Source organism: Streptomyces lothianensis (assembly GCF_047779955.1).
Taxonomy (GTDB): Bacteria; Actinomycetota; Actinomycetes; order Streptomycetales; family Streptomycetaceae; genus Streptomyces.
On the sequence record NZ_JBLMKT010000041.1, the window covers coordinates 99660 to 120314 of the forward strand.

The 20655-nt window shown below is 69.0% G+C and carries 19 protein-coding genes; 14 read left to right on the top strand and 5 right to left on the bottom strand.

What is annotated here, in order from left to right:
• Positions 1-201 precede the first annotated feature (201 nt).
• The 4 genes from ACLF6P_RS15110 (at position 202) to ACLF6P_RS15125 (ending at position 3809) form a co-directional block, all read left to right on the top strand.
• Positions 202-831, top strand: a complete 630-nt coding sequence (locus ACLF6P_RS15110) for a DUF3043 domain-containing protein (protein ID WP_415950774.1) — start codon at positions 202-204, stop codon at positions 829-831.
• A gap of 56 nt (positions 832-887) precedes the next feature.
• Positions 888-1631: a class I SAM-dependent methyltransferase gene (locus tag ACLF6P_RS15115; protein WP_415950775.1), complete on the top strand. Its 744-nt coding sequence runs from the start codon at positions 888-890 to the stop codon at positions 1629-1631.
• 250 nt (positions 1632-1881) lie between these two features.
• Positions 1882-3126, top strand: a complete 1245-nt coding sequence (locus tag ACLF6P_RS15120; RefSeq protein ID WP_415950776.1) for a sensor histidine kinase — start codon at positions 1882-1884, stop codon at positions 3124-3126.
• Entirely contained in the window at positions 3123-3809 is a 687-nt protein-coding gene (locus tag ACLF6P_RS15125; RefSeq protein ID WP_415950777.1) for a response regulator, read from the top strand. Before ACLF6P_RS15120 ends, ACLF6P_RS15125 begins: the two co-directional genes overlap by 4 nt.
• Before the next feature lie 156 nt (positions 3810-3965).
• On the opposite strand, the gene nadA is transcribed toward ACLF6P_RS15125, so the two are convergent.
• The gene (nadA, locus tag ACLF6P_RS15130; RefSeq protein WP_415950778.1) at positions 3966-5165 is read right to left on the bottom strand and encodes a quinolinate synthase NadA; all 1200 of its coding nucleotides are present in this window, start codon (positions 5163-5165) and stop codon (positions 3966-3968) included.
• Between the two features lie 347 nt (positions 5166-5512).
• Between nadA and ACLF6P_RS15135 the strand changes: the two genes are divergently transcribed.
• On the top strand, positions 5513-5869 hold the full coding sequence (locus ACLF6P_RS15135; protein WP_415950779.1) for a HesB/IscA family protein: 357 nt from the start codon (positions 5513-5515) through the stop codon (positions 5867-5869).
• A 186-nt stretch (positions 5870-6055) separates the two neighbouring features.
• Here the strand turns inward: ACLF6P_RS15135 and ACLF6P_RS15140 are convergent, their stop codons facing one another.
• Positions 6056-7519, bottom strand: coding sequence for a hypothetical protein (locus ACLF6P_RS15140; protein WP_415950780.1), 1464 nt, complete (start codon positions 7517-7519; stop codon positions 6056-6058).
• A gap of 236 nt (positions 7520-7755) precedes the next feature.
• Entirely contained in the window at positions 7756-7965 is a 210-nt protein-coding gene (locus ACLF6P_RS15145) for a hypothetical protein (RefSeq protein WP_415950781.1), read from the bottom strand.
• A 129-nt stretch (positions 7966-8094) separates the two neighbouring features.
• Here ACLF6P_RS15145 and ACLF6P_RS15150 point away from each other — a divergent pair, with 129 nt between their 5' ends.
• Complete coding sequence (locus tag ACLF6P_RS15150) at positions 8095-9069, top strand: carbohydrate kinase family protein (protein ID WP_415950782.1); 975 nt, start codon at positions 8095-8097, stop codon at positions 9067-9069.
• A 317-nt stretch (positions 9070-9386) separates the two neighbouring features.
• Here ACLF6P_RS15150 and ACLF6P_RS15155 read toward each other — a convergent pair whose 3' ends face one another.
• Positions 9387-10772 carry a cysteine desulfurase/sulfurtransferase TusA family protein gene (locus ACLF6P_RS15155; RefSeq protein ID WP_415950783.1) on the bottom strand — a complete coding sequence of 462 codons (1386 nt, stop codon included), beginning with the start codon at positions 10770-10772 and terminating at the stop codon, positions 9387-9389.
• A gap of 351 nt (positions 10773-11123) precedes the next feature.
• On the opposite strand from ACLF6P_RS15155, the gene ctaC reads away from it, so the two are divergent.
• The 4 genes from ctaC to ACLF6P_RS15175 all read left to right on the top strand — a co-directional run bounded on the left by ctaC (position 11124) and on the right by ACLF6P_RS15175 (position 15604).
• The gene (gene ctaC, locus ACLF6P_RS15160; RefSeq protein WP_415950784.1) at positions 11124-12083 is read left to right on the top strand and encodes an aa3-type cytochrome oxidase subunit II; all 960 of its coding nucleotides are present in this window, start codon (positions 11124-11126) and stop codon (positions 12081-12083) included.
• Positions 12080-13825 (top strand): aa3-type cytochrome oxidase subunit I, encoded by a 1746-nt coding sequence (gene ctaD, locus ACLF6P_RS15165; protein ID WP_415950785.1) that lies wholly within the window; start codon positions 12080-12082, stop codon positions 13823-13825. The genes ctaC and ctaD overlap by 4 nt, the downstream gene beginning before the upstream one ends.
• The gene (locus tag ACLF6P_RS15170; RefSeq protein WP_415950786.1) at positions 13822-14220 is read left to right on the top strand and encodes a cytochrome c oxidase subunit 4; all 399 of its coding nucleotides are present in this window, start codon (positions 13822-13824) and stop codon (positions 14218-14220) included. Before ctaD ends, ACLF6P_RS15170 begins: the two co-directional genes overlap by 4 nt.
• A 139-nt stretch (positions 14221-14359) precedes the next feature.
• Positions 14360-15604, top strand: a complete 1245-nt coding sequence (locus ACLF6P_RS15175; RefSeq protein WP_415950787.1) for a L,D-transpeptidase — start codon at positions 14360-14362, stop codon at positions 15602-15604.
• 109 nt (positions 15605-15713) lie between these two features.
• Here the strand turns inward: ACLF6P_RS15175 and ACLF6P_RS15180 are convergent, their stop codons facing one another.
• Complete coding sequence (locus tag ACLF6P_RS15180; protein ID WP_415950788.1) at positions 15714-16115, bottom strand: response regulator; 402 nt, start codon at positions 16113-16115, stop codon at positions 15714-15716.
• 265 nt (positions 16116-16380) lie between these two features.
• On the opposite strand from ACLF6P_RS15180, the gene ctaE reads away from it, so the two are divergent.
• The 4 genes from ctaE (at position 16381) to qcrB (ending at position 20574) form a co-directional block, all read left to right on the top strand.
• The gene (gene ctaE, locus ACLF6P_RS15185; protein ID WP_415950789.1) at positions 16381-17001 is read left to right on the top strand and encodes an aa3-type cytochrome oxidase subunit III; all 621 of its coding nucleotides are present in this window, start codon (positions 16381-16383) and stop codon (positions 16999-17001) included.
• An 83-nt stretch (positions 17002-17084) separates the two neighbouring features.
• Entirely contained in the window at positions 17085-17894 is an 810-nt protein-coding gene (gene qcrC / locus ACLF6P_RS15190; protein WP_415950791.1) for a cytochrome bc1 complex diheme cytochrome c subunit, read from the top strand.
• Positions 17891-18943, top strand: a complete 1053-nt coding sequence (gene qcrA, locus ACLF6P_RS15195; RefSeq protein WP_415950792.1) for a cytochrome bc1 complex Rieske iron-sulfur subunit — start codon at positions 17891-17893, stop codon at positions 18941-18943. The genes qcrC and qcrA overlap by 4 nt, the downstream gene beginning before the upstream one ends.
• Positions 18940-20574, top strand: coding sequence for a cytochrome bc1 complex cytochrome b subunit (gene qcrB, locus ACLF6P_RS15200; protein WP_415950793.1), 1635 nt, complete (start codon positions 18940-18942; stop codon positions 20572-20574). The genes qcrA and qcrB overlap by 4 nt, the downstream gene beginning before the upstream one ends.
• Positions 20575-20655: the final 81 nt, after the last annotated feature.

Here is a 20655-nt window from a genome sequence, read left to right on the forward strand (position 1 = left end):
CCAGCACTCCTAGGAACCCAGCCTACGGGCCCTGCCTCCATTACCGCACTGTTCGCGTGCGGATGCGCTCCTCCCCAAGGACGAAGTGCGGCCCTCCCTGCTCCGGCGCAGGGAGTAGATGCCACTCAGGGCCCGAGCGGTAAGGACCCTTACGTCCCTGATAGAGACGTCCGGCGTTGTCGGATCGTTCCCTCGTAGGCTGTGGTCCATGCGCCGAAGGCCGTACCCTTGGGTTCCGTGTTCGGTAGCCGCTCCAAGAACGAGAAGACCCCCGCCCCCGCGGCGCCGGTCGACTCCAAGACGCCCCGCGACCCTCAGGCACCCAAGGGCCGCCCCACCCCCAAGCGCAGCGAGGCCCAGTCGCAGCGCCGCAGCGTGGCCAATACGCCGATGACCCGCAAGGAGGCGGCCAAGCGCACCCGCGACGCGCGCCGCGCGGACATGGCAAAGCAGCGCGAGGCGCTGGCCAGCGGCGACGAGCGCTATCTGCCGGCCCGCGACAAGGGGCCGGTGCGCAGGTTCGCCCGCGACTTCGTCGACTCGCGCTTCTGCATCGCCGAGTACTTCCTGCCGATGGCCGTGATCATCCTGGTCCTCAGCATGCTGCGGAACCCCGGCCTGCAGAACATCGCGCTGCTGCTCTGGCTCGGTGTGATCGTGCTGATCATCATCGACTCGGTGGGCATCGGGATCCGCCTCAAGAAGCAGCTGAAGCAGCGCTTCCCCGACGAGCCGAAGCGCGGCGCCGTCGCCTACGCCCTGATGCGTACCCTCCAGATGCGCCGCCTGCGCCTGCCGAAGCCGCAGGTCAAGCGCGGAGAGCGGCCCTGAGCGCCGAGTCGGGCACCGAGTCGTTCACGGGCGGCTCCGACAAGTGGCTCGAGCTCGTGGGCGGACTGCGTGACGCGGTCCGCCAGGAGCTCGTGGCCCGGCAGCTCGACGAACAGCTGGCCCAGCGCTTCCCCGTCGGCCGCCGGCTGCGGGTCCTCGACGTCGGCATGGGCCAGGGCACCCAGGCGCTGCGCCTGGCCCGGGCCGGCCATGAGGTGACCGGCCTGGAATCCGATCCGTCGATGCTGGCCGCCGCCCGCAAGTCGCTGGAGTCGGAGCCTTCCGGGATCCGCGCACGGGTCAGGCTGCTGCAGGGCGACGGCCGCGAGACCGGGGTGCACTTCCTGCCCGGCGCCTTCGACGTGGTGCTCTGTCACGGCGTCCTGATGTACGTCGAGGAGCCCGACGCGCTGCTCGCCGGGCTCGCCCGGGTGCTCGCGCCCGGCGGGCTGCTCTCGCTGCTCGTACGCAACGCGGACGCGCTCGCGATGCGGCCCGGCCTCTCGGGCGACTGGGACACCGCGATCGAGGCCTTCGACTCGCCCGTGTACGAGAACCGGCTCGGCCTGTCCGTACGAGCGGACCGCCGCGCCGCCCTGACGGCCTCCCTGGCCGGGATCGGGGCGCCGCTGCACGCCTGGTACGGCGTGCGGGTCTTCACGGACCTCGCCGGCGACTCGGCGCAGCCGCCCGCAGGCGAGGAGCTGGAACGTCTCCTCCTCGCGGAGGAGCGGGCGGGTCGCACGGACCCGTACCGCCAGGTCGCGGCGCTTGTCCATCTCTGCGGCGTACGGGGCTGAACTTGCCGGCACCGGCACCGGCACCGGCACCGTGCTCCGTCGCTCCGCGACGGTGAGAGTTTGTGGGGGCTGACGCCCCACGCGCCCACGCCCCCGCGGCGAAACGGTGGCTGGGGCTGACGCCCTCCGCGCCCGGGCGGTGCAGCGGGGCTGGGGCCGATGCCCGATCCCGTCTCCGGGCGAAGCCCGGATGTTCACGGAGGTGACCGAGGCGGTGTCCGTTGAAACCGAAACCGGTACCGTTCGCGGCGTGACCTCCCTCGTCCGTCTCCGGGACTGGCTGACCGCCCACCCTCTGGCCTTCGACGCCACGCTGGCCGCAGCAGTCCTCGCCGTCATGGTCGCCGCCTCCTTCGTGGAGCCGTACGGCGTGCAGGGGCCGCACTTCGGCCGGGCGCCGGAGGGGATCAGCGTCGCCCTGATGTTGATCGGTGCCGCCGCGCTGGTGTTCCGGCGCCGCGCCCCGTACCTCGTTCTGGTGATCACCGTCGCCGCCACCCTCGGCGAACTCGTCACCGGCGAGCAGCGGGCCCCGGTGATGATGGCCGTGGTCATCGCCCTGTTCACGGTCGCCTCCACCACGGACCGCCCCACGACCTGGCGCTTGGCCCTGCCGATCATGGCCGCCATGACGGCCGTCGCCATGCTGACGAGCAAGCTGCCCTGGTACGCGCAGGAGAACCTGGGCGTCGTCGCCTGGGCCGGTCTGGCCGCCGCGGCCGGCGATGCCGTGCGCAGCCGCCGCGCCTTCATCGACGCGGTCACGGAACGCGCCGAGCGTGCCGAACGCACCCGTGAGCAGGAGGCCCTGCGCCGCGTCGCGGAGGAGCGGCTGCGCATCGCCCGGGATCTGCACGATGTCGTCGCGCACCACATCGCCCTCGTCAACGTCCAGGCCGGCGTCGCATCCCATGTCATGGACAAGCGCCCCGACCAGGCCAAGGAGGCCCTCGCCCACGTACGCGAGGCGAGCCGTTCCGCGCTGAACGAACTGCGCGCCACCGTCGGCCTGCTGCGCCAGTCCGGCGATCCCGAGGCGCCCACCGAACCGGCCTCGGGCCTGGCCCGACTCGACGATCTGCTCGACACGTTCCGCGCCGCCGGGCTGCCCGTGACCGTCGTGGCCGCCGACCGGGAGCAGCGGCTGTCCGCCGCCGTCGATCTCGCCGCGTACCGGATCATCCAGGAGGCCCTGACGAACGTGCAGAAGCACGCGGGCCCCGGCGCCGAGGCCGAGGTCAGCGTGCTGCGCGTGGGCCGAAACCTGGAGATCACCGTCCTCGACGACGGCGGCGCCGGACACACGTCGCCGCAGGAGGCGGCGGATGAGGCCCCCAAGGATCCCGCCCTGCGCACCGAAGGCGGCCATGGTCTCGTCGGCATGCGCGAGCGGGTCTCGGCGCTCGGCGGCACCTGCACCACCGGGCCCCGGTACGGGGGCGGCTTCCGCGTCCATGCGATCCTGCCCCTGAGCACCGAGGGGGAGAAGCCATGAGCATCCGTGTCCTGCTCGCCGACGACCAGGCCCTGCTGCGCAGCGCGTTCCGGGTTCTCGTCGACTCCGAGCCCGATATGGAGGTCGTGGGCGAGGCATCCGACGGCGCCGAGGCGGTGGCGCTCGCGCGTTCGGAGCGGGCCGATGTCGTCCTGATGGACATCAGGATGCCCGGTACGGACGGTCTCGCCGCCACCCGCATGATCAGCGAGGACCTCGGACTCGCCCACGTACACGTGGTGATGCTCACCACCTTCGAGGTCGACGAGTACGTCGTGCAGTCGCTGCGCGCCGGCGCCTCCGGCTTCCTCGGCAAGGGCTCCGAACCGGAGGAACTGCTGAACGCGATCCGTGTCGCGGCCGCCGGCGAGGCGCTGCTCTCGCCGGTCGCGACGAAAGGGCTGATCGCCAGGTTCCTCGCAGGCGGCAGCCCGGATCCGAAGGACGGCGAGGACGGCGCGCACGCCGAACGCCTCGCCCAGCTCACCGGGCGTGAGCGCGAGGTGCTCGTCCAGGTCGCGAGCGGCCTGTCCAACGACGAGATCGCCGAACTCCTCACCGTCAGCCCGCTCACCGTGAAGACCCACGTGAACCGCACCATGGCCAAGCTCGGCGCCCGTGACCGGGCGCAACTCGTCGTCATCTCCTACGAGTCGGGTCTTGTCCGCCCGAGGACGGACTGACCGGGCGTCACCGGGTACGAGAATGGGGCGTCCCTGGAAACCGCCGCGCAGGGGCGCCCCACTCGTAAAGGTACCCATACCCGTACGGGTACCTGTACCCGTGCCGAGCCCGTACCCGTGCCGAGCCCGTACTCGTACGGATGCTGTGGCGTGCTGCTACGGCAGCGCCAGCATCCGCTCAAGGGCCAGCTTCGCGAAGCTCTCCGTCTCGCGGTCGACCTCGATGCGGTTGACGAGGTTGCCCTCGGCCAGTGACTCCAGGGTCCACACCAGGTGCGGCAGGTCGATCCGGTTCATCGTCGAGCAGAAGCAGACGGTCTTGTCGAGGAAGACCACTTCCTTGCCCTCGGGCGCGAAGCGGTTGGCCAGGCGGCGCACCAGGTTGAGCTCGGTGCCGATGGCCCACTTGGAGCCGGCCGGGGCGGCTTCGAGGGTCTTGATGATGTACTCGGTCGAGCCGACGTAGTCCGCCGCGGCGACGACCTCGTGCTTGCACTCGGGGTGCACCAGGACGTTGACGCCCTCGATGCGCTCGCGCACGTCGTTCACGCTGTCCAGGCTGAACCGGCCGTGCACCGAGCAGTGGCCGCGCCACAGGATCATCTTCGCGGCGCGCAGCTCTTCGGCCGTCAGGCCGCCGTTCGGCTTGTGCGGGTTGTAGACCACGCAGTCGTCCAGCGACATCCCCATGTCGCGTACGGCGGTGTTGCGGCCGAGGTGCTGGTCCGGCAGGAACAGCACCTTCTCGCCCTGTTCGAAGGCCCAGTCAAGCGCCCGCTTCGCATTGCTCGACGTGCAGATGGTGCCGCCGTGCTTGCCGGTGAAGGCCTTGATGTCGGCGGAGGAGTTCATGTAGCTGACCGGTACGACCTGCTCGGATATCCCGGCCTCGGTGAGCACGTCCCAGCACTCGGCGACCTGCTCGGCGGTGGCCATGTCGGCCATGGAACAGCCCGCGGCGAGGTCCGGCAGCACGACCTTCTGGTCGTCGCCGGTCAGGATGTCGGCGGATTCGGCCATGAAGTGCACACCGCAGAACACGATGTACTCGGCCTCCGGCTTCGCGGCGGCATCGCGGGCGAGCTTGAAGGAGTCACCGGTGACGTCCGCGAACTGGATGACCTCGTCGCGCTGGTAGTGGTGCCCCAGCACGAAGACCTTGTCGCCGAGCTTCTCCTTGGCGGCGCGGGCGCGCTCGACCAGGTCGGGGTCGGACGGGGAGGGCAGATCGCCGGGGCAGTCCACGCCGCGCTCGCTCTTGGGGTCGGCTTCGCGGCCGAGCAGCAGCAGGGCGAGCGGAGTCGGCTGCGGCTCAACGCTGTGGGCAAGGTCCTGGGCCGTGGTCACGTCACGCACCCTTTCTTCTTCCGGCCTGCAGACCCACCGTCCGGGCCTGCTTTTCGTCGAATTGACGCTATCTATCATATCTGGTTCATGTCAGATTGACGACACCTGATGTCGTCGATGTGACGCATTCCCCTCCGGTGGCACGTCCCGCCCGGCCCACGCCCCGCACCGCGGGGATGCTCTCCGCGGGCGGTGCGGGCACTGCGGGCCCTGTGCCCGTAGTGCCCCACGTATGCGAGCATGAAGGGGCCAGGCCGCGCGGCCGAGAAATTCGTTCCCCTCCGCGGGAATGATTCGGTGCCCACCGAGGTTGGCCGAAGCGGAAGCAGTCTCCGTACTACCCGGGAGAGATGTAGATGTCCGTTCAGGACGACAAGACCACCGTGAGCGACGGCATCATCCTGTCCGACGCCGCTGCCCTCAAGGTCAAGGCTCTGCTCGACCAGGAAGGCCGTGACGACCTGGCCCTGCGTGTCGCGGTCCAGCCCGGCGGCTGCTCCGGCCTTCGCTACCAGCTGTTCTTCGACGAGCGCTCGCTCGACGGCGATGTCGTCAAGGACTTCGACGGTGTGAAGGTCGTCACCGACCGCATGAGCGCCCCGTACCTGGGCGGCGCCTCGATCGACTTCGTCGACACCATCGAGAAGCAGGGCTTCACGATCGACAACCCCAACGCCACCGGTTCCTGCGCCTGCGGCGACTCCTTCAGCTGAGCCGCGCCGCGGCACGAAGGCCCGGGCCGCCGCGGGCGGCCCGGCGGGTGTGACATGCGACCCAGGCCACCCGCCGCGGTACGAAGCGAACGAGGGCGGCACCCCGCAAGCCGGGGTGCCGCCCTCCTCGTATGCCCGGAGGCGTCACATCCTCCGCAGGCCGGGATTCCTCGCTCGGCCACATCCTCACTCGGCCGGTATCGGCACGCCGTCCGCACCGACGACCACCCGGTCGCCGAGCGGCTGCTCCAGCTCCACCGTCGCCGTCAGCTCCTTGGCGATCATGATGCAGTACGTGCCGGGCTTCTGAGGCGTCCCGGTCACCGTCACCTCGACCCGCTCGGGACTCTCCCGCACCGAGGCCGAGTAGTCGCTGCACACCCCGCCCCAGAACCGCACGGTGAGCGTACGGTCCGAGGCGCTGTACGAGATGACCGCCGCGCTCCGCGACTCGTCCGCCCCGTCGTTCCCGTCCCCCGAGTTCCCGTCGCCGGGCCGGTCGGGCGACGGCGGCTGCGCGGAGCCGGGCGGCTGGTCCGTGGGCCCGGGCCGTTCCGTCGGTGCCGCGGGGGAGCGCAGATACTGCTTCTCCACCGCCGGATACGTCACCGTCACCATCTCGGGCCCCCGCGCCACCGTGAACAGCCACGACGGCACCAGAACCTGCCGCCCCGACTCGCGGTACGCCGCGAGCCCGAGCTCGGCGGACTCGACCACCACCACCCGCGGCTTCGGCGGCACCGGCTTCCCGCCCGGCTCGCAGGGCTGCTGCGGCTCGCCCCCGGTGAGATCGTCCTGGTGCGGTACGGCACTGGAACAGCCGCCGATCCGCCCGGGCACCGCCGTCCCCGACGACGTGGCGTTCAGCTGCTTCAGCGCCTCCTTCGCGCCGATGACGGGATACGCATGACCGGCGACCGGCTCCGCAAGCTGCCCGCTCGCCCCGGAGATCTCCCCGTCAGGACCGACCTCGATGCCGGCCGGGATGCCGTACGTCGGCAGCCCGGCCACCACCGGATCGGCGTTGACCACCCGCACCGCACCCATGGTCCGCGAGGCGTCGATCTTCGCCTCGTCCTGCCCGAGCGCCTTCAGGACCGGAGCGGCGGCGGCCTTCGCCTCCGCCTCGTCGACGGGCGGCAGGCCCACCGGAGCGGAGGAGCCGGCCGAGTCGCAGCCGCCCTCGCGCGGACAGTTCTCCTCGCCGCCCGGCGTATGCGTCACGTAGGTCCAGGCCCCCGGCGCCTGCTTGGTGACCGTGAGACCCGGCCCGCCGGCCTCGCCGACCCGCCACTCGGTGCCCTGCGCGGACACGGTCCCCGGCAGCTTCAGGGCCTTCGCCAGATCGGCCACCTGCGCTGCGGTCACCTCACCGGAAGGCCGGTGGACGCGCACCGTGTCCGGTGCCTTCGGCAGCTCGCCCTGCGCCTTGAACACCGGGCCGCCCGGCACCGGTTCGCCGCCGGACTGCGAGGCGTAGCCGTCGAGCGTCAGCGGGGGCGGGTCACCCGCGGGCGCGGCGGAATCCTCGCGGCCGCCGCCGGAACTGCTCGTGGCGAGGTAGGCCCCGCCGCCGCCCGCGAGCAGGACGGCGGCCGCGACCGAGGCCACCACGAGGCGTGAGGTCGGCCTGCGGGTTTCCTCATCCAAGCCTTCGCTGCTCACTGCTCAACTCCCCTGTTCGCGGCCGGGCCGTCGCCGCTCGTGCGGCCCTCACCGATCGCCTCGCGTGGCGATGACAGCGGTGTGACGGCTGGGGGGAGTGTTCGGTTCCCCCCCCAGCGGTGGGGTGCGGCGGGCTGGGGTGTGTGCGGTGTGTGCGGTGTGTGCGGTGTGTGCGCTGCGTGCGGTGTGTGCGGTGTGTGCGCTGCGAGTGCGGGGGAGGCTCAGTCGCCGTACTCCGACATCCCCTCCAGCATCCGCGCGGACGCCGGCGGTACGACGACCCCGTGGATGAGGGAGGCGGGCACGGGGGACGGGGGCTTGGCTGCGGAGGGCGGCGTGGCCCAGCGCGGCGCCATGCGGGCGCAGTCCCCCTGGAGCTGCTTCAGCGTGAAGTCCTGGGAGGCGGGCGCGGGCTCCGTGTGCTTCGACATATCCGCACCGTACGCACGGCATGACCGTCAGAAAAGGTCTACTTTACGGTAATTTCGAGTGTTCGGACTTGCGTCGACTTCCCGGTAGCGTGAAGCGTCAACCCTCACCCACGCCAGGAGACCTCCGTCGTGCGTATCGCAGTCACCGGCTCCATCGCCACCGACCACCTGATGACCTTCCCCGGCCGATTCGCCGACCAGCTGGTCGCCGACCAGCTGCACACGGTCTCCCTGTCCTTCCTCGTCGACAACCTCGACGTCCGCAGGGGCGGCGTCGCCGCGAACATCTGCTTCGGCATGGGACAGCTCGGCACCTCGCCGATCCTGGTCGGCGCGGCGGGCTCCGACTTCGACGAGTACCGGGCGTGGCTCGACCGCCACGGGGTCGACACCGCCTCGGTCCGTATCTCCGAGACGCAGCACACGGCCCGTTTCGTGTGCACCACGGACGAGGACCACAATCAGATCGGGTCCTTCTACACCGGGGCGATGAGCGAGGCGCGGCTGATCGAGCTGAAGACCGTCGCCGACCGGGTGGGCGGGCTCGACCTCGTCCTCATCGGCGCGGACGACCCGGAGGCGATGCTCCGGCACACCGAGGAGTGCCGCTCGAGGGGCATCCCCTTCGCGGCCGACTTCTCGCAGCAGATCGCGCGGATGGACGGGGACGAGATCCGTACGCTGCTCGACGGGGCCGCGTACCTGTTCTCCAACGAGTACGAGAAGGGGCTCATCGAGTCCAAGACCGGCTGGAGCAACGAGGAGATCCTCGGGCGGGTGGGGCACCGGGTGACCACGCTCGGCTCGCGCGGGGTGCGCGTCGAGCGCGTCGGCGAGGAGGCCATCGAGGTCGGCTGCCCCGAGGAGGAGGGCAAGGTCGACCCCACGGGCGTCGGCGACGCGTTCCGCGCCGGGTTCCTGTCGGGCCTGTCCTGGGGCGCCTCCCTGGAGCGGGCCGCCCAGATCGGCTGCATGCTCGCGACCCTCGTCATCGAGACCCTCGGCACGCAGGAGTACACGCTGCGCCGCGCCCACTTCATGGACCGCTTCACCAAGGCGTACGGCTTCGAGGCGGCGGCGGAGGTCCAGTCCCACCTTTCGTAGGACGCCGCGGCACCTTGGTCCGGGCGTTCCGGCTCTGCGGCCCGGGGCTGCTGCGCCGCTCCGCGGCGCGGGTGGATTCGGGGGCTGAAGCCCCCGGGCCCCCGTTCGGGGCTGTGCCCCGGACCCCGGCGGGGGCTACGCCCCCTGCACCCCCTGAGGCTCCGTTCCCTGACACCTCCAGGGGCCTCCCCTGCACGCCCGGGACTCCGCCCCTGCACCTTTGGCGCTTGTCCTGAGCGCACCCCCACGGGGCCTGTCCCATGAGTCCGGTGGTGCTCCGCTTCTTGGGCGGGTCTTCGGTGGGATCCGTGTGCCGCTCACCCCTGCGCCAGTCGGCGGACCACGTATGCCCACCCCCGCTCCGCCTCTTCCTCGCCCACGTACTCGTGTCCCCGGAGGTGGCACCAGGCGCGGATGTCGAGTTCGGCCACCTCGTCGTCGGAGAGGACGGTCACCGTGCCGCCCACGCGGACCCGGGGGATGGCCTTGGCGAGTTCGATGACCGGGAGCGGGCAGCGTTTGCCCAGCGTGTCCAGGTGGAGGGAGTCGAGGGAGGGGGAGAGCGGTGCGGCCGTCGGGGCGTCCAGCTTTTCGCGGACCGAGGAGACCGTGCCCGGGAGGACCTCCAGGAAGCGCTCCACGTCCTCGCGTCGCGTGCCGGGGGGGAGGGAGACCCGGACGTTTCCCTCGCTGAGGACGCCCATCGCCTTCAGGACGTGGCTCGGCGTCAGCGTGGAGCTCGTGCAGGAGGAGCCGGAGGAGACCGAGAAGCCGGCCCGGTCCAGCTCGTGCAGGAGCGATTCGCCGTCGACGTAGAGGCAGGAGAACGTGACGATGTGGGGGAGGCGCCGGGAGGGGTCGCCCACCACCTCCACGTCCGGGACGAGTTCCGGCACGCGCGCGCGGATCAGGTCCGTCAACTCGCGCAGGCGTGCCGCCTCCTGGGCGGCCTCGGCGCGTACCGCCCGCAGCGAAGCGGCCGCCGCGACGATCGCGGGCAGGTTCTGGAAGCCCGGCGCCCGCCCCGATTCGCGCTCGTCCGCGGGGCCTTGCGCGGAGAACCGCACCCCCTTGCGTACGGCAAGGAGCCCCACCCCGGCCGGTCCGCCCCATTTGTGCGCGCTCGCGGTGAGCAGCGACCACGCACCCTCCACCGGCCCCCAGGCCAGCGACTGCGCCGCGTCGACGAGCAGCGGCACCCCGGCCGCCCGGCAGACGGAGGCGATGTCGTCGACCGGTTGCACCGTCCCCACCTCGTGGTTCGCGGACTGCAGGCAGGCGAGCGCGGTGTCGGGGCGCAGCGCGCGTACGAACAGGGAGGACTCGACCCGGCCGTCCCGGTCCACCGGGATCCGGATCACCGTGCCGCCCTGCTCCTCATGGGCGGCGGCCGAATGGAGTACCGCGGAGTGCTCGACGGCTGACACGATCAAGTGATCCCCGGCGCGCCGCCGTCCGGCGAGCGCCCCGGCGATGCCGGTGTGCAGCGCCTGCGTCCCGGAGGCGGTGAACACCAGCTCGTCCGGGCGGCATCCCACCGCCTCGGCGGCGGCCTCCCGCGCGGCGTCGAGCAGCATGCGGGCCCTGCGGCCCTCGCGGTAGAGCCGGGCCGGGTCGGCCCAGCCCTCGTCGAGCGCGGCGAGCAGGGCCTGGCGCGCCACCGGGTGCAGGGGAGCCGACGTGGCGGAATCGAAGTACGGCACGTCATCACGCTACCCGCGCACCCGCGGCCGCCTGACTTGGGCAGTGGCCAGGGGGTGTCCGACCCGGCAAGCACCGGCCGCCTGCCGTGTCGGTCGAGGGTGCGTCAGTTGGCCGCACAAGGGCGATTCTTGTCCGGCCGGGGGTGCGGGGTCGCCCCCCGGGGAAGCGCGGCCCACCCCTTCGGGTCGACGCCCGGCGCGTTGGGCACCCTCCCCGCGCGACCCCAAATAGCGTCCAGTAGGGTTTGGTCCGCATAAACATCCAAACCCCTGCCCGTACACGGGCCGGCGCCCGACCAAGCTTCACGGCCGAGCCCGGTCGAGCGGGCGAGACTCTCGGGAAGGCGCTACGTGAGTCCCAACGGCTCCGACCGCTCGTCGCGGCGCCCGATGCGGCGGAAGCTGCCGCAGGTGCTGACTGCGGGCCTCATTCTGGTAACCGCTACCGGTTGCACATATGAGGATTTTCCCCGCCTAGGAATGCCTACTCCGGTGACGGAGGAGGCCCCCAGGATCCTCTCCCTGTGGCAGGGCTCGTGGGCGGCTGCGCTCGCCACGGGTGTCCTCGTCTGGGGCCTGATCCTGTGGAGTGTCTTCTTCCACCGGCGCAGCCGCACCAAGGTCGAGGTTCCTCCGCAGACCCGGTACAACATGCCCATCGAGGCGCTGTACACGGTTGTTCCGCTGATCATCGTCTCGGTTCTCTTCTACTTCACGGCGCGCGACGAGTCGAAGCTCCTCGCCCAGTCCGAGAAGCCCGCCCACACCATCAACGTGGTCGGCTTCCAGTGGAGCTGGGGCTTCAACTACGTCGAGGACGTGCCGGGTGTCTCCGGTGACGCCAGGACGGACGAGAACCTCGCGGACATTCCGGACAAGTACCGCGAGGCGTTCCCCGCGGACGCCGGCGGTGTCTACGACATCGGCACCCCGGGCACCCGGAACCCGCAGAACAACAACCCGGGTCCGACCCTGTGGCTGCCCAAGGGCGAGAAGGTCCGCTTCGTGCTGACCTCGCGCGATGTCATCCACTCCTTCTGGGTCGTGCCGTTCCTGATGAAGCAGGACGTCATCCCCGGGCACACCAACGTCTTCGAGGTGACCCCCAACAAGGAGGGCACCTTCATGGGCAAGTGCGCCGAGCTCTGCGGCGTGGACCACTCCCGGATGCTGTTCAACGTGAAGGTCGTTTCCCCCGAGAAGTACCAGGAGCACCTGGAAGAGCTCGCGGAGAAGGGCCAGACCGGGTACGTCCCGGCCGGCATTGAGCAGACGGACAATGCCAGGAATTCGGAGAAGACCCAACTGTGAGCATCCTCAACGAGCAACCAAAGGGTGCCGCCGCAGCTGACGACTCGTACGAGAACGAGCTTCCGGTTCGGCGCAGGCAGCCCGGCAACGTCGTGATCAAGTGGCTGACCACCACCGACCACAAGACGATCGGCACGCTGTATCTGGTCACGTCGTTCGCGTTCTTCTGCATCGGCGGTCTGATGGCGCTCTTCATGCGCGCCGAACTGGCCCGTCCCGGCACGCAGATCATGTCGAACGAGCAGTTCAACCAGGCGTTCACGATGCACGGCACGATCATGCTGCTGATGTTCGCGACGCCGCTGTTCGCCGGTTTCGCGAACTGGATCATGCCGCTGCAGATCGGCGCGCCCGACGTGGCGTTCCCGCGGCTGAACATGTTCGCCTACTGGCTCTACCTGTTCGGCTCGCTGATCGCGGTCGCCGGCTTCCTCACCCCGCAGGGTGCCGCCGACTTCGGCTGGTTCGCCTACTCGCCGCTCTCGGACGCCGTCCGCTCGCCGGGTATCGGCGCCGACATGTGGATCATGGGTCTGGCCTTCTCCGGCTTCGGCACGATCCTCGGTTCGGTCAACTTCATCACCACGATCATCTGCATGCGCGCCCCGGGCATGACGATGTTCCGTATGCCGATCTTCACCTGGAACGTGCTGCTGACCGGTGTCCTGGTCCTGCTGGCCTTCCCGGTGCTCGCGGCCGCGCTGTTCGCCCTGGAGGCGGACCGCAAGTTCGGATCCCATATCTTCGACGCCGCGAACGGCGGCGCGTTGCTGTGGCAGCACCTCTTCTGGTTCTTCGGGCACCCAGAGGTGTACATCATCGCCCTGCCGTTCTTCGGCATCATTTCCGAGATCATCCCGGTGTTCTCGCGCAAGCCGATGTTCGGTTACATCGGTCTGATCGGTGCGACGATCGCGATCGCGGGTCTGTCCGTGACGGTGTGGGCGCACCACATGTACGTCACCGGCGGAGTGCTGCTTCCGTTCTTCTCCTTCATGACGTTCCTCATCGCCGTGCCAACGGGTGTGAAGTTCTTCAACTGGATCGGAACGATGTGGAAGGGGTCCCTGAGTTTCGAGACCCCGATGCTGTGGACGATCGGCTTCCTGATCACCTTCACCTTCGGTGGTCTGACCGGTGTCATCCTGGCCTCGCCGCCGATGGACTTCCACGTCTCGGACTCGTACTTCGTGGTGGCGCACTTCCACTACGTGGTGTTCGGCACCGTCGTCTTCGCGATGTTCGCCGGCTTCCACTTCTGGTGGCCGAAGTTCACCGGCAAGATGCTCGACGAGCGCCTCGGCAAGATCACGTTCTGGACGCTGTTCGTCGGCTTCCACGGCACGTTCCTCGTCCAGCACTGGCTGGGTGCCGAGGGCATGCCGCGCCGTTACGCGGACTACCTCGCGGCCGACGGCTTCACGGCCCTGAACACGATCTCGACGATCAGCTCGTTCCTGCTCGGCATGTCGATCCTTCCGTTCTTCTACAACATCTGGAAGACCGCGAAGTACGGCAAGAAGATCGAGGTCGACGACCCGTGGGGTTACGGCCGCTCGCTGGAGTGGGCCACGTCCTGCCCGCCGCCGCGGCACAACTTCCTCACCCTGCCGCGTATTCGCTCCGAATCCCCGGCGTTCGACCTGCACCACCCGGAGATCGTCGCGATGGAGCAGGAGCAGCTGGCCGCCTCCGGCCACGGTGACAAGGCCCTCGCGGGCGGCAAGGAGGCAGGCAAGTGAAGGTCCAAGGAAAGATGTTCATCTGGCTGAGCGTCTTCGTGCTCGCCATGGCGATCATCTACGGCGTGTGGTCGAAGGAGCCCGTCGGTACCACGGCGCTCTTCCTGTCCTTCGGTCTCTGCATCATGATCGGCTACTACCTGGCCTTCACGGCCCGGCGGGTCGACGCCATGGCGCAGGACAACAAGGAGGCCGATGTCGCGGACGAGGCCGGCGAGGTGGGGTTCTTCTCCCCGCACAGCTGGCAGCCGCTCGCGCTCGCCATCGGTGGCGCCCTCGCGTTCCTGAGCATCGCCATCGGCTGGTGGCTGCTCTACTTCTCGGCCCCAGTCATCCTGGTCGGCCTGTGGGGCTGGGTCTTCGAGTACTACCGCGGTGAGAACCAGACCCAGTGAGGCGCTAGCACGCTGAGCTGTTCCAGGGGCCCGGACACTCCGTCAGGAGTCGTCCGGGCCCCTCTTTTGCAGGAGTTTGGGCTTCCCGTACGGAGCACTCCGCGCGCCGTTCCCGGCGGGTCTGCCTAGCGTGTGCTGCATGAGCCACTCACCGCGTACCCGCACCGTAATAAGCTGCACCGTCCTTGTGGCCGCGCTCGGCGCGAGTGCCACCGGCTGCGGCTCCGAGAGCCACCCGCTCTCCGCCAAGCCGTACGACGCGGCCGGTCAGATCGCCTTCAACGGGCCCGCGGGCAGCAAGAAGGCCGATCCGGACAAGCCCCTCGAAGTGACCGCCCAGGGCCGGGGCTCACGGATCACCGACGTCACCGCGAGGGACTCCCTCGGCCGCTACGTGGCCGGTGAGCTGGCCGCAGACGGCAGCCGCTGGCACACCACCAAGCCGCTGGCCGCGGGCGCCGCCTACACGGTCAGGGTGAGCACCGAGGACGAGGACGGCGCGCCCGGGCGCAAGGTCCTCACCTTCGAGACCCGGCAGGCGGCCGAGAAGGCGCGCGTGGACGTCACGTTCGGTCCCGGGTCGGGCGAGTACGGCGTCGGCATCCCGATCACCGCCAAGCTGAGCCGTCCCGTCAAGGACAAGAAGGCCCGCGCCCTCATCGAGCGCTCCCTGCAGGTGCGTTCCGAGCCCGCCACCACGGGCAGCTGGCACTGGTTCGAGGACGACAAGCTGCACTACCGGCCCAAGGACTACTGGCCGACCGAGGCGAAGATCCATGTCACCTCCCACCTGGAGGGCGTGAAGCTCGGCGAGCGGCTCTGGGGCGGCGAGGGCAAGCCGCTGAAGCTGACCACCGGCAGCAAGCTGGAGGCCGTGGTCGACGCGGGCGCGCACCACATGACCGTGTACCGCAACGGCGAGAAGATCAAGTCCGTCCCGGTGACCACCGGCATGCCCGGCTGGGAGACCCGCAACGGCACGAAGATCGTGCTGGACAAGTCCTACGTGGTCCGGATGACCAGCTCCGCCATCGGGGCCGCCGAGTTCTACGACAAGCAGGTCTACTACTCGACCCGGCTCACCGACTCCGGCGAGTACGTGCACGCCGCGCCCTGGTCGGCCGGCTCACACGGGTGGGCCAACGTCAGCCACGGCTGTGTGGGAATGAGCACAAGCAACGCTGCCTGGTTCTACGGGATAGTCCAGCCCGGCGACATCGTCCGCACCGTCAACAGCTACGGCGAGGACATGCCGACGTACGGCAACGGTCTCGGCGACTGGAACATGGAGTGGAAGGACTGGCGCGAGGGCAGCGTCGTCAACGCGGGGCTGCGCGAGGGCCGGAGCCCGCATGACGAGGCCAGACTGCGCCCTCGGGTGTGAACGAGTGTGCCGGGCGTCCACCGCGGAAGGGTTTCCGACCCGAACGTGTGACATGTCTGGAGCCCGTACGGACCCCCGTACGGGCTCCAGGCGTTCCGCGGCGGGGGAGTCAGGCCCCGATCGCCAGGCGGGCGCGCAGCAGGGAGGCCAGTGCGGCGGCGAACTCGACCGGCTCGACCGGCAGTGTCACCGCGGCCTCCGCGCGGCTCCAGGTGGCCAGCCAGGCGTCCTGCGGGCGGCCCATCAGGAGCAGCACCGGCGGGGACTGGAAGATCTCGTCCTTGAGCTGCCGGCACAGCCCCATCCCGCCCATCGGCACGGCCTCGCCGTCCAGCACGCAGACGTCGATCCCGCCCTGGTCAAGCTCCTTGATGACGGCCGCGGGGGTGGCGCACTCGATGAACTCGACCCGGGGGACATCCGCTGCGGGCCTGCGACCGGTGGCCAACCGGACCTGTTCCCGGGTGTTGGCGTTGTCGCTGTAGACCAGGACCGTGGCGGTCGACTGCATGGTTCCTCCGTGACTGCGCTGTCCGGCGGGGCTCTGCCGGTGTCGGACGGGGCTTGCCGGGCTGTCTGTCGGGGCTTGAAGGTGGTGCACGCTGCCGCGGCGCACGCTTGTGAGAGCGGTGCACCGTGGGCCGGATGCTACTCCGTCGAACACCCCGTCAACAGCGGTATGCGGCGGCCTTCGATGGGCCATACGGGCAGGACATGGGGCGCGGACACTCCGAACGGCACCCCCCGGAGTGAACGCCAGATAAGCGACCGACATAATGTCGGTCGTGGCGACAGCAACGACAGTAGAAACCGGGCACGCGCACCCGTCGGTCAATCGGCCGAACCTCACCAGCGTCGGAACCATCATCTGGTTGAGTTCCGAGCTGATGTTCTTCGCGGCCCTCTTCGCGATGTACTTCACCCTGCGTTCGGTGACGGGTGCCGAGCACTGGAAGGAAATGGCCTCGGCCCTGAACTTCCCCTTCTCGGCGACGAACACCACGATCCTGGTGCTCTCCTCGCTGACCTGCCAGCTCGGCGTCTTCGCCGCCGAGCGCGGGGATGTGAAGAAGCTCCGGATGTGGTTCGTGGTGACCTTCATCATGGGCGCGGTCTTCATCGGCGGTCAGGTCCTCGAGTACACGGAACTGGTCAAGCACGAGGGCCTCTCGCTCTCGTCCGACCCGTACGGCTCCGTGTTCTACCTGACCACCGGCTTCCACGGCCTGCACGTGACAGGCGGCCTCATCGCCTTCCTGTTCGTCCTCGGCCGTACGTACGCGGCCCGCAGGTTCACCCACGAGCAGGCGACCGCAGCCATCGTCGTGTCCTACTACTGGCACTTCGTCGATGTGGTGTGGATCGGCCTCTTCGCCACGATCTACATGATCAAGTAGCCGGGGCCGAGAACCCGTACCCGGGGCGATACCCGAACCTTTCCGAAGCATCGACGCAGAAGATCCTGACACCGGGGTAATCCGTGAAAAAGCTCTCCGCACGACGACGCCATCCGCTGGCGGCGGTCGTCGTCCTCATCCTCGCGCTGGCGGCCACGGGGGGGCTGTACGCCGTGTTCGCTCCGGCGGACAAGGCGCAGGCCGAAGAAACCCAGCAGTCCCTCGCCATCGAGGAGGGCAAGAAGCTCTACTCGGTCGGCTGCGCAAGCTGCCACGGCACCGGGGGTCAGGGCACCTCTGACGGTCCGTCGCTCGTCGGCGTCGGCTCCGCCGCGGTGGACTTCCAGGTGGGCACCGGCCGTATGCCGGCCCAGCAGCCCGGCGCCCAGGTGCCGAAGAAGAAGAACATCTACTCGCAGGCCGAGATCGACCAGCTGGCCGCGTACATCGCCTCCCTCGGCGCCGGTCCGGTCACCCCGACCGACAAGCAGTACAGCATCGAGGGTGCCGACATCGCCAAGGGCGGCGAGCTGTTCCGCACCAACTGCGCGCAGTGCCACAACTTCACCGGTAAGGGCGGCGCCCTGACCAAGGGCAAGTTCGCACCGGACCTGGAGGGCGTCAGCCCCAAGCACATCTACGAGGCCATGCAGACCGGCCCGCAGAACATGCCCTCCTTCCCGGACACGACGATGCCGGAGAAGCAGAAGCAGGACATCATCGCGTACCTTGACGCGGTCAACGGTGAGAAGACGGAGAACCCGGGTGGTCTCGGACTGGGCGGTCTCGGACCGGTCAGCGAGGGCCTCTTCGCCTGGATCTTCGGTCTCGGCTCCCTGATCGCCGTCGCTGTGTGGGTCGCCGCGCGGACCGCAAAGGCCAAGAAGTCATGAGCAGCCAAGACATTCCAGAAGAGAACCTGCCGGCAGCGCAGGCCGTAGCCACCGACCTGGAGAAGCACGGGGACGACCCGTTCGCCGACCCGGGCCTGCCGCCCCACGAGCACCGCATCCAGGACATCGACGAGCGGGCAGCCAAGCGCTCCGAGCGCACGGTCGCCCTCCTGTTCACCCTGTCGATGCTCGCCACGATCGGCTTCATCGCCTCGTACGTGGCCTTCCCCGTCGACAAGAGCGTCTACATCTGGCCGCTCGGTCACATCAGCGCGCTGAACTTCTCCCTGGGCATGACCCTCGGTATCGCGCTGTTCTGCATCGGCGCGGGCGCGGTCCACTGGGCCCGCACCCTGATGTCGGACGAGGAGGTCGCCGACGAGCGTCACGCGATCGAGGCCACGCCCGAGGTCAAGGCCAAGGTCATGGCCGACTTCAAGCAGGGCGCCAAGGAGTCGGCGATCGGGCGGCGCAAGCTGATCCGCAACACCATGTTCGGTGCGCTGACCCTGGTGCCGCTGTCCGGTGTCGTCCTCCTGCGTGACCTCGGTCCGCTGCCCGAGGATAAGCTCCGGCACACCAAGTGGGCCAAGGGCAAGATGCTCGTCAACATGAACACCCACGAGCCGCTGCGGCCCTCTGACGTGCCCGTCGGATCGCTGACCTTCGCCATGCCCGAGGGCATGTCGGAGCACGACCACGACTTCCAGACGCAGATCGCCAAGGCCGCCCTGATGATCGTCCGGATCGAGCCGGACGACATCAAGGACAAGCAAGAGCTCGAGTGGTCGCACGACGGCATCGTGGCGTACTCGAAGATCTGCACCCACGTGGGCTGCCCGATCTCCCTGTACGAGCAGCAGACGCACCACGTCCTGTGCCCCTGCCACCAGTCCACCTTCGACCTCACCGACGGTGCCCGAGTGATCTTCGGCCCCGCCGGCCACGCCCTGCCGCAGCTGCGGATCGGCGTGAACGAGGACGGTTACCTCGAGGCGCTCGGCGACTTCGAGGAGCCTGTCGGTCCTGCCTTCTGGGAGCGCGGATGAGCACCAACGAGAACACCAACCCGAGCGGGCGCAAGGCCCCCGCGGGTGAGCGGGTCGCGGACTGGGCCGACGGCCGCCTGGGGATCTACTCCCTGGCCAAGGCCAACATGCGCAAGATCTTCCCGGACCACTGGTCCTTCATGCTCGGTGAGATCTGCCTCTACAGCTTCATCATCGTCATCCTCACGGGTGTGTACCTGACGCTGTTCTTCCACCCGTCGATGAACGAGGTGGAGTACCACGGCAGCTACGTCCCGATGCAGGGACAGCTGATGAGTGAGGCGTTCAAGTCGACCCTGGACATCTCCTTCGACGTCCGCGGTGGTCTGTTGATCCGGCAGATCCACCACTGGGCCGCGCTGATCTTCGTCGCGGGCATGCTGGTCCACATGATGCGCGTCTTCTTCACGGGCGCGTTCCGCAAGCCGCGCGAGATCAACTGGCTGTTCGGCTTCCTGCTGCTCGTCCTCGGCATGTTCACCGGCTTCACCGGTTACTCGCTGCCGGACGACCTGCTGTCGGGTACCGGTGTCCGCTTCATGCAGGGCGCGATCCTCTCGGTGCCGGTCATCGGTACGTACCTGTCGATGTTCCTGTACGGCGGCGAGTTCCCCGGCGGCGACATCATCTCCAGGTTCTACTCGATCCACATCCTGCTGCTGCCGGGCATCATGCTCGGCCTCGTGGTGGCGCACCTGATCCTGGTCTTCTACCACAAGCACACCCAGTTCGCGGGCCCCGGCAAGACCAACAAGAACGTGGTCGGCATGCCGCTCCTGCCCGTGTACATGGCGAAGGCCGGAGGCTTCTTCTTCCTGGTCTTCGGCATGATCGCGATCATCTCGGCGATCGCCACGATCAACCCGATCTGGAACATCGGCCCGTACCGTCCGGACCAGGTGTCCACCGGCGCCCAGCCCGACTGGTACATGGGCTTCTCCGAGGGTCTGATCCGTGTCATGCCGGGCTGGGAGATCAACATCTGGGGTCACACGCTCGTCCTGGGTGTGTTCGTCCCGCTGCTGATCTTCCCGCTGGTCCTGGCGTCGATCGCCGTCTGGCCGTTCATCGAGTCCTGGGTCACCGGCGACAAGCGCGAGCACCACATCCTGGACCGCCCGCGCAACGCGCCGACCCGTACCGCCCTCGGTGTGGCCTGGCTGACCTGGTACTTCGTCCTTCTTGTCGGTGGTGGAAACGACCTCTGGGCGACCCACTTCCACCTGTCGATCAACTCGATCACCTGGTTCGTCCGGATCGCGTTCTTCGCCGGACCGGTCATCGCCTTCATCGTCACCAAGCGGATCTGCCTGGGTCTGCAGCGGCGCGACAAGGAGAAGGTGCTGCACGGACGCGAGTCCGGCCTCATCAAGCGCCTGCCGCACGGTGAGTTCATCGAGGTGCACGAGCCGCTCGACAAGGAGCAGCTGCACAGCCTCACGGCGCACCACCAGTACGAGCCGCTCGAGATCGGCCCGACGGTCGACGAGAATGGTGTGGAGCGCAAGGTCAAGCGCTCGCAGAAGCTCAAGGCGAAGCTCTCGCAGGGCATGTACGGGGAGGACAACCAGATCCCCAAGCCCACCGTCGAGGAGTACGCGGAGATCACCAGCGGCCACGGCCACCACTGATTGACCGGGGGCCGGACCCCCGTCGCCACGGCAGGAGCCCCGTCCATTCGCTGGACGGGGCTCTTTGCCGTCCACGGGCTT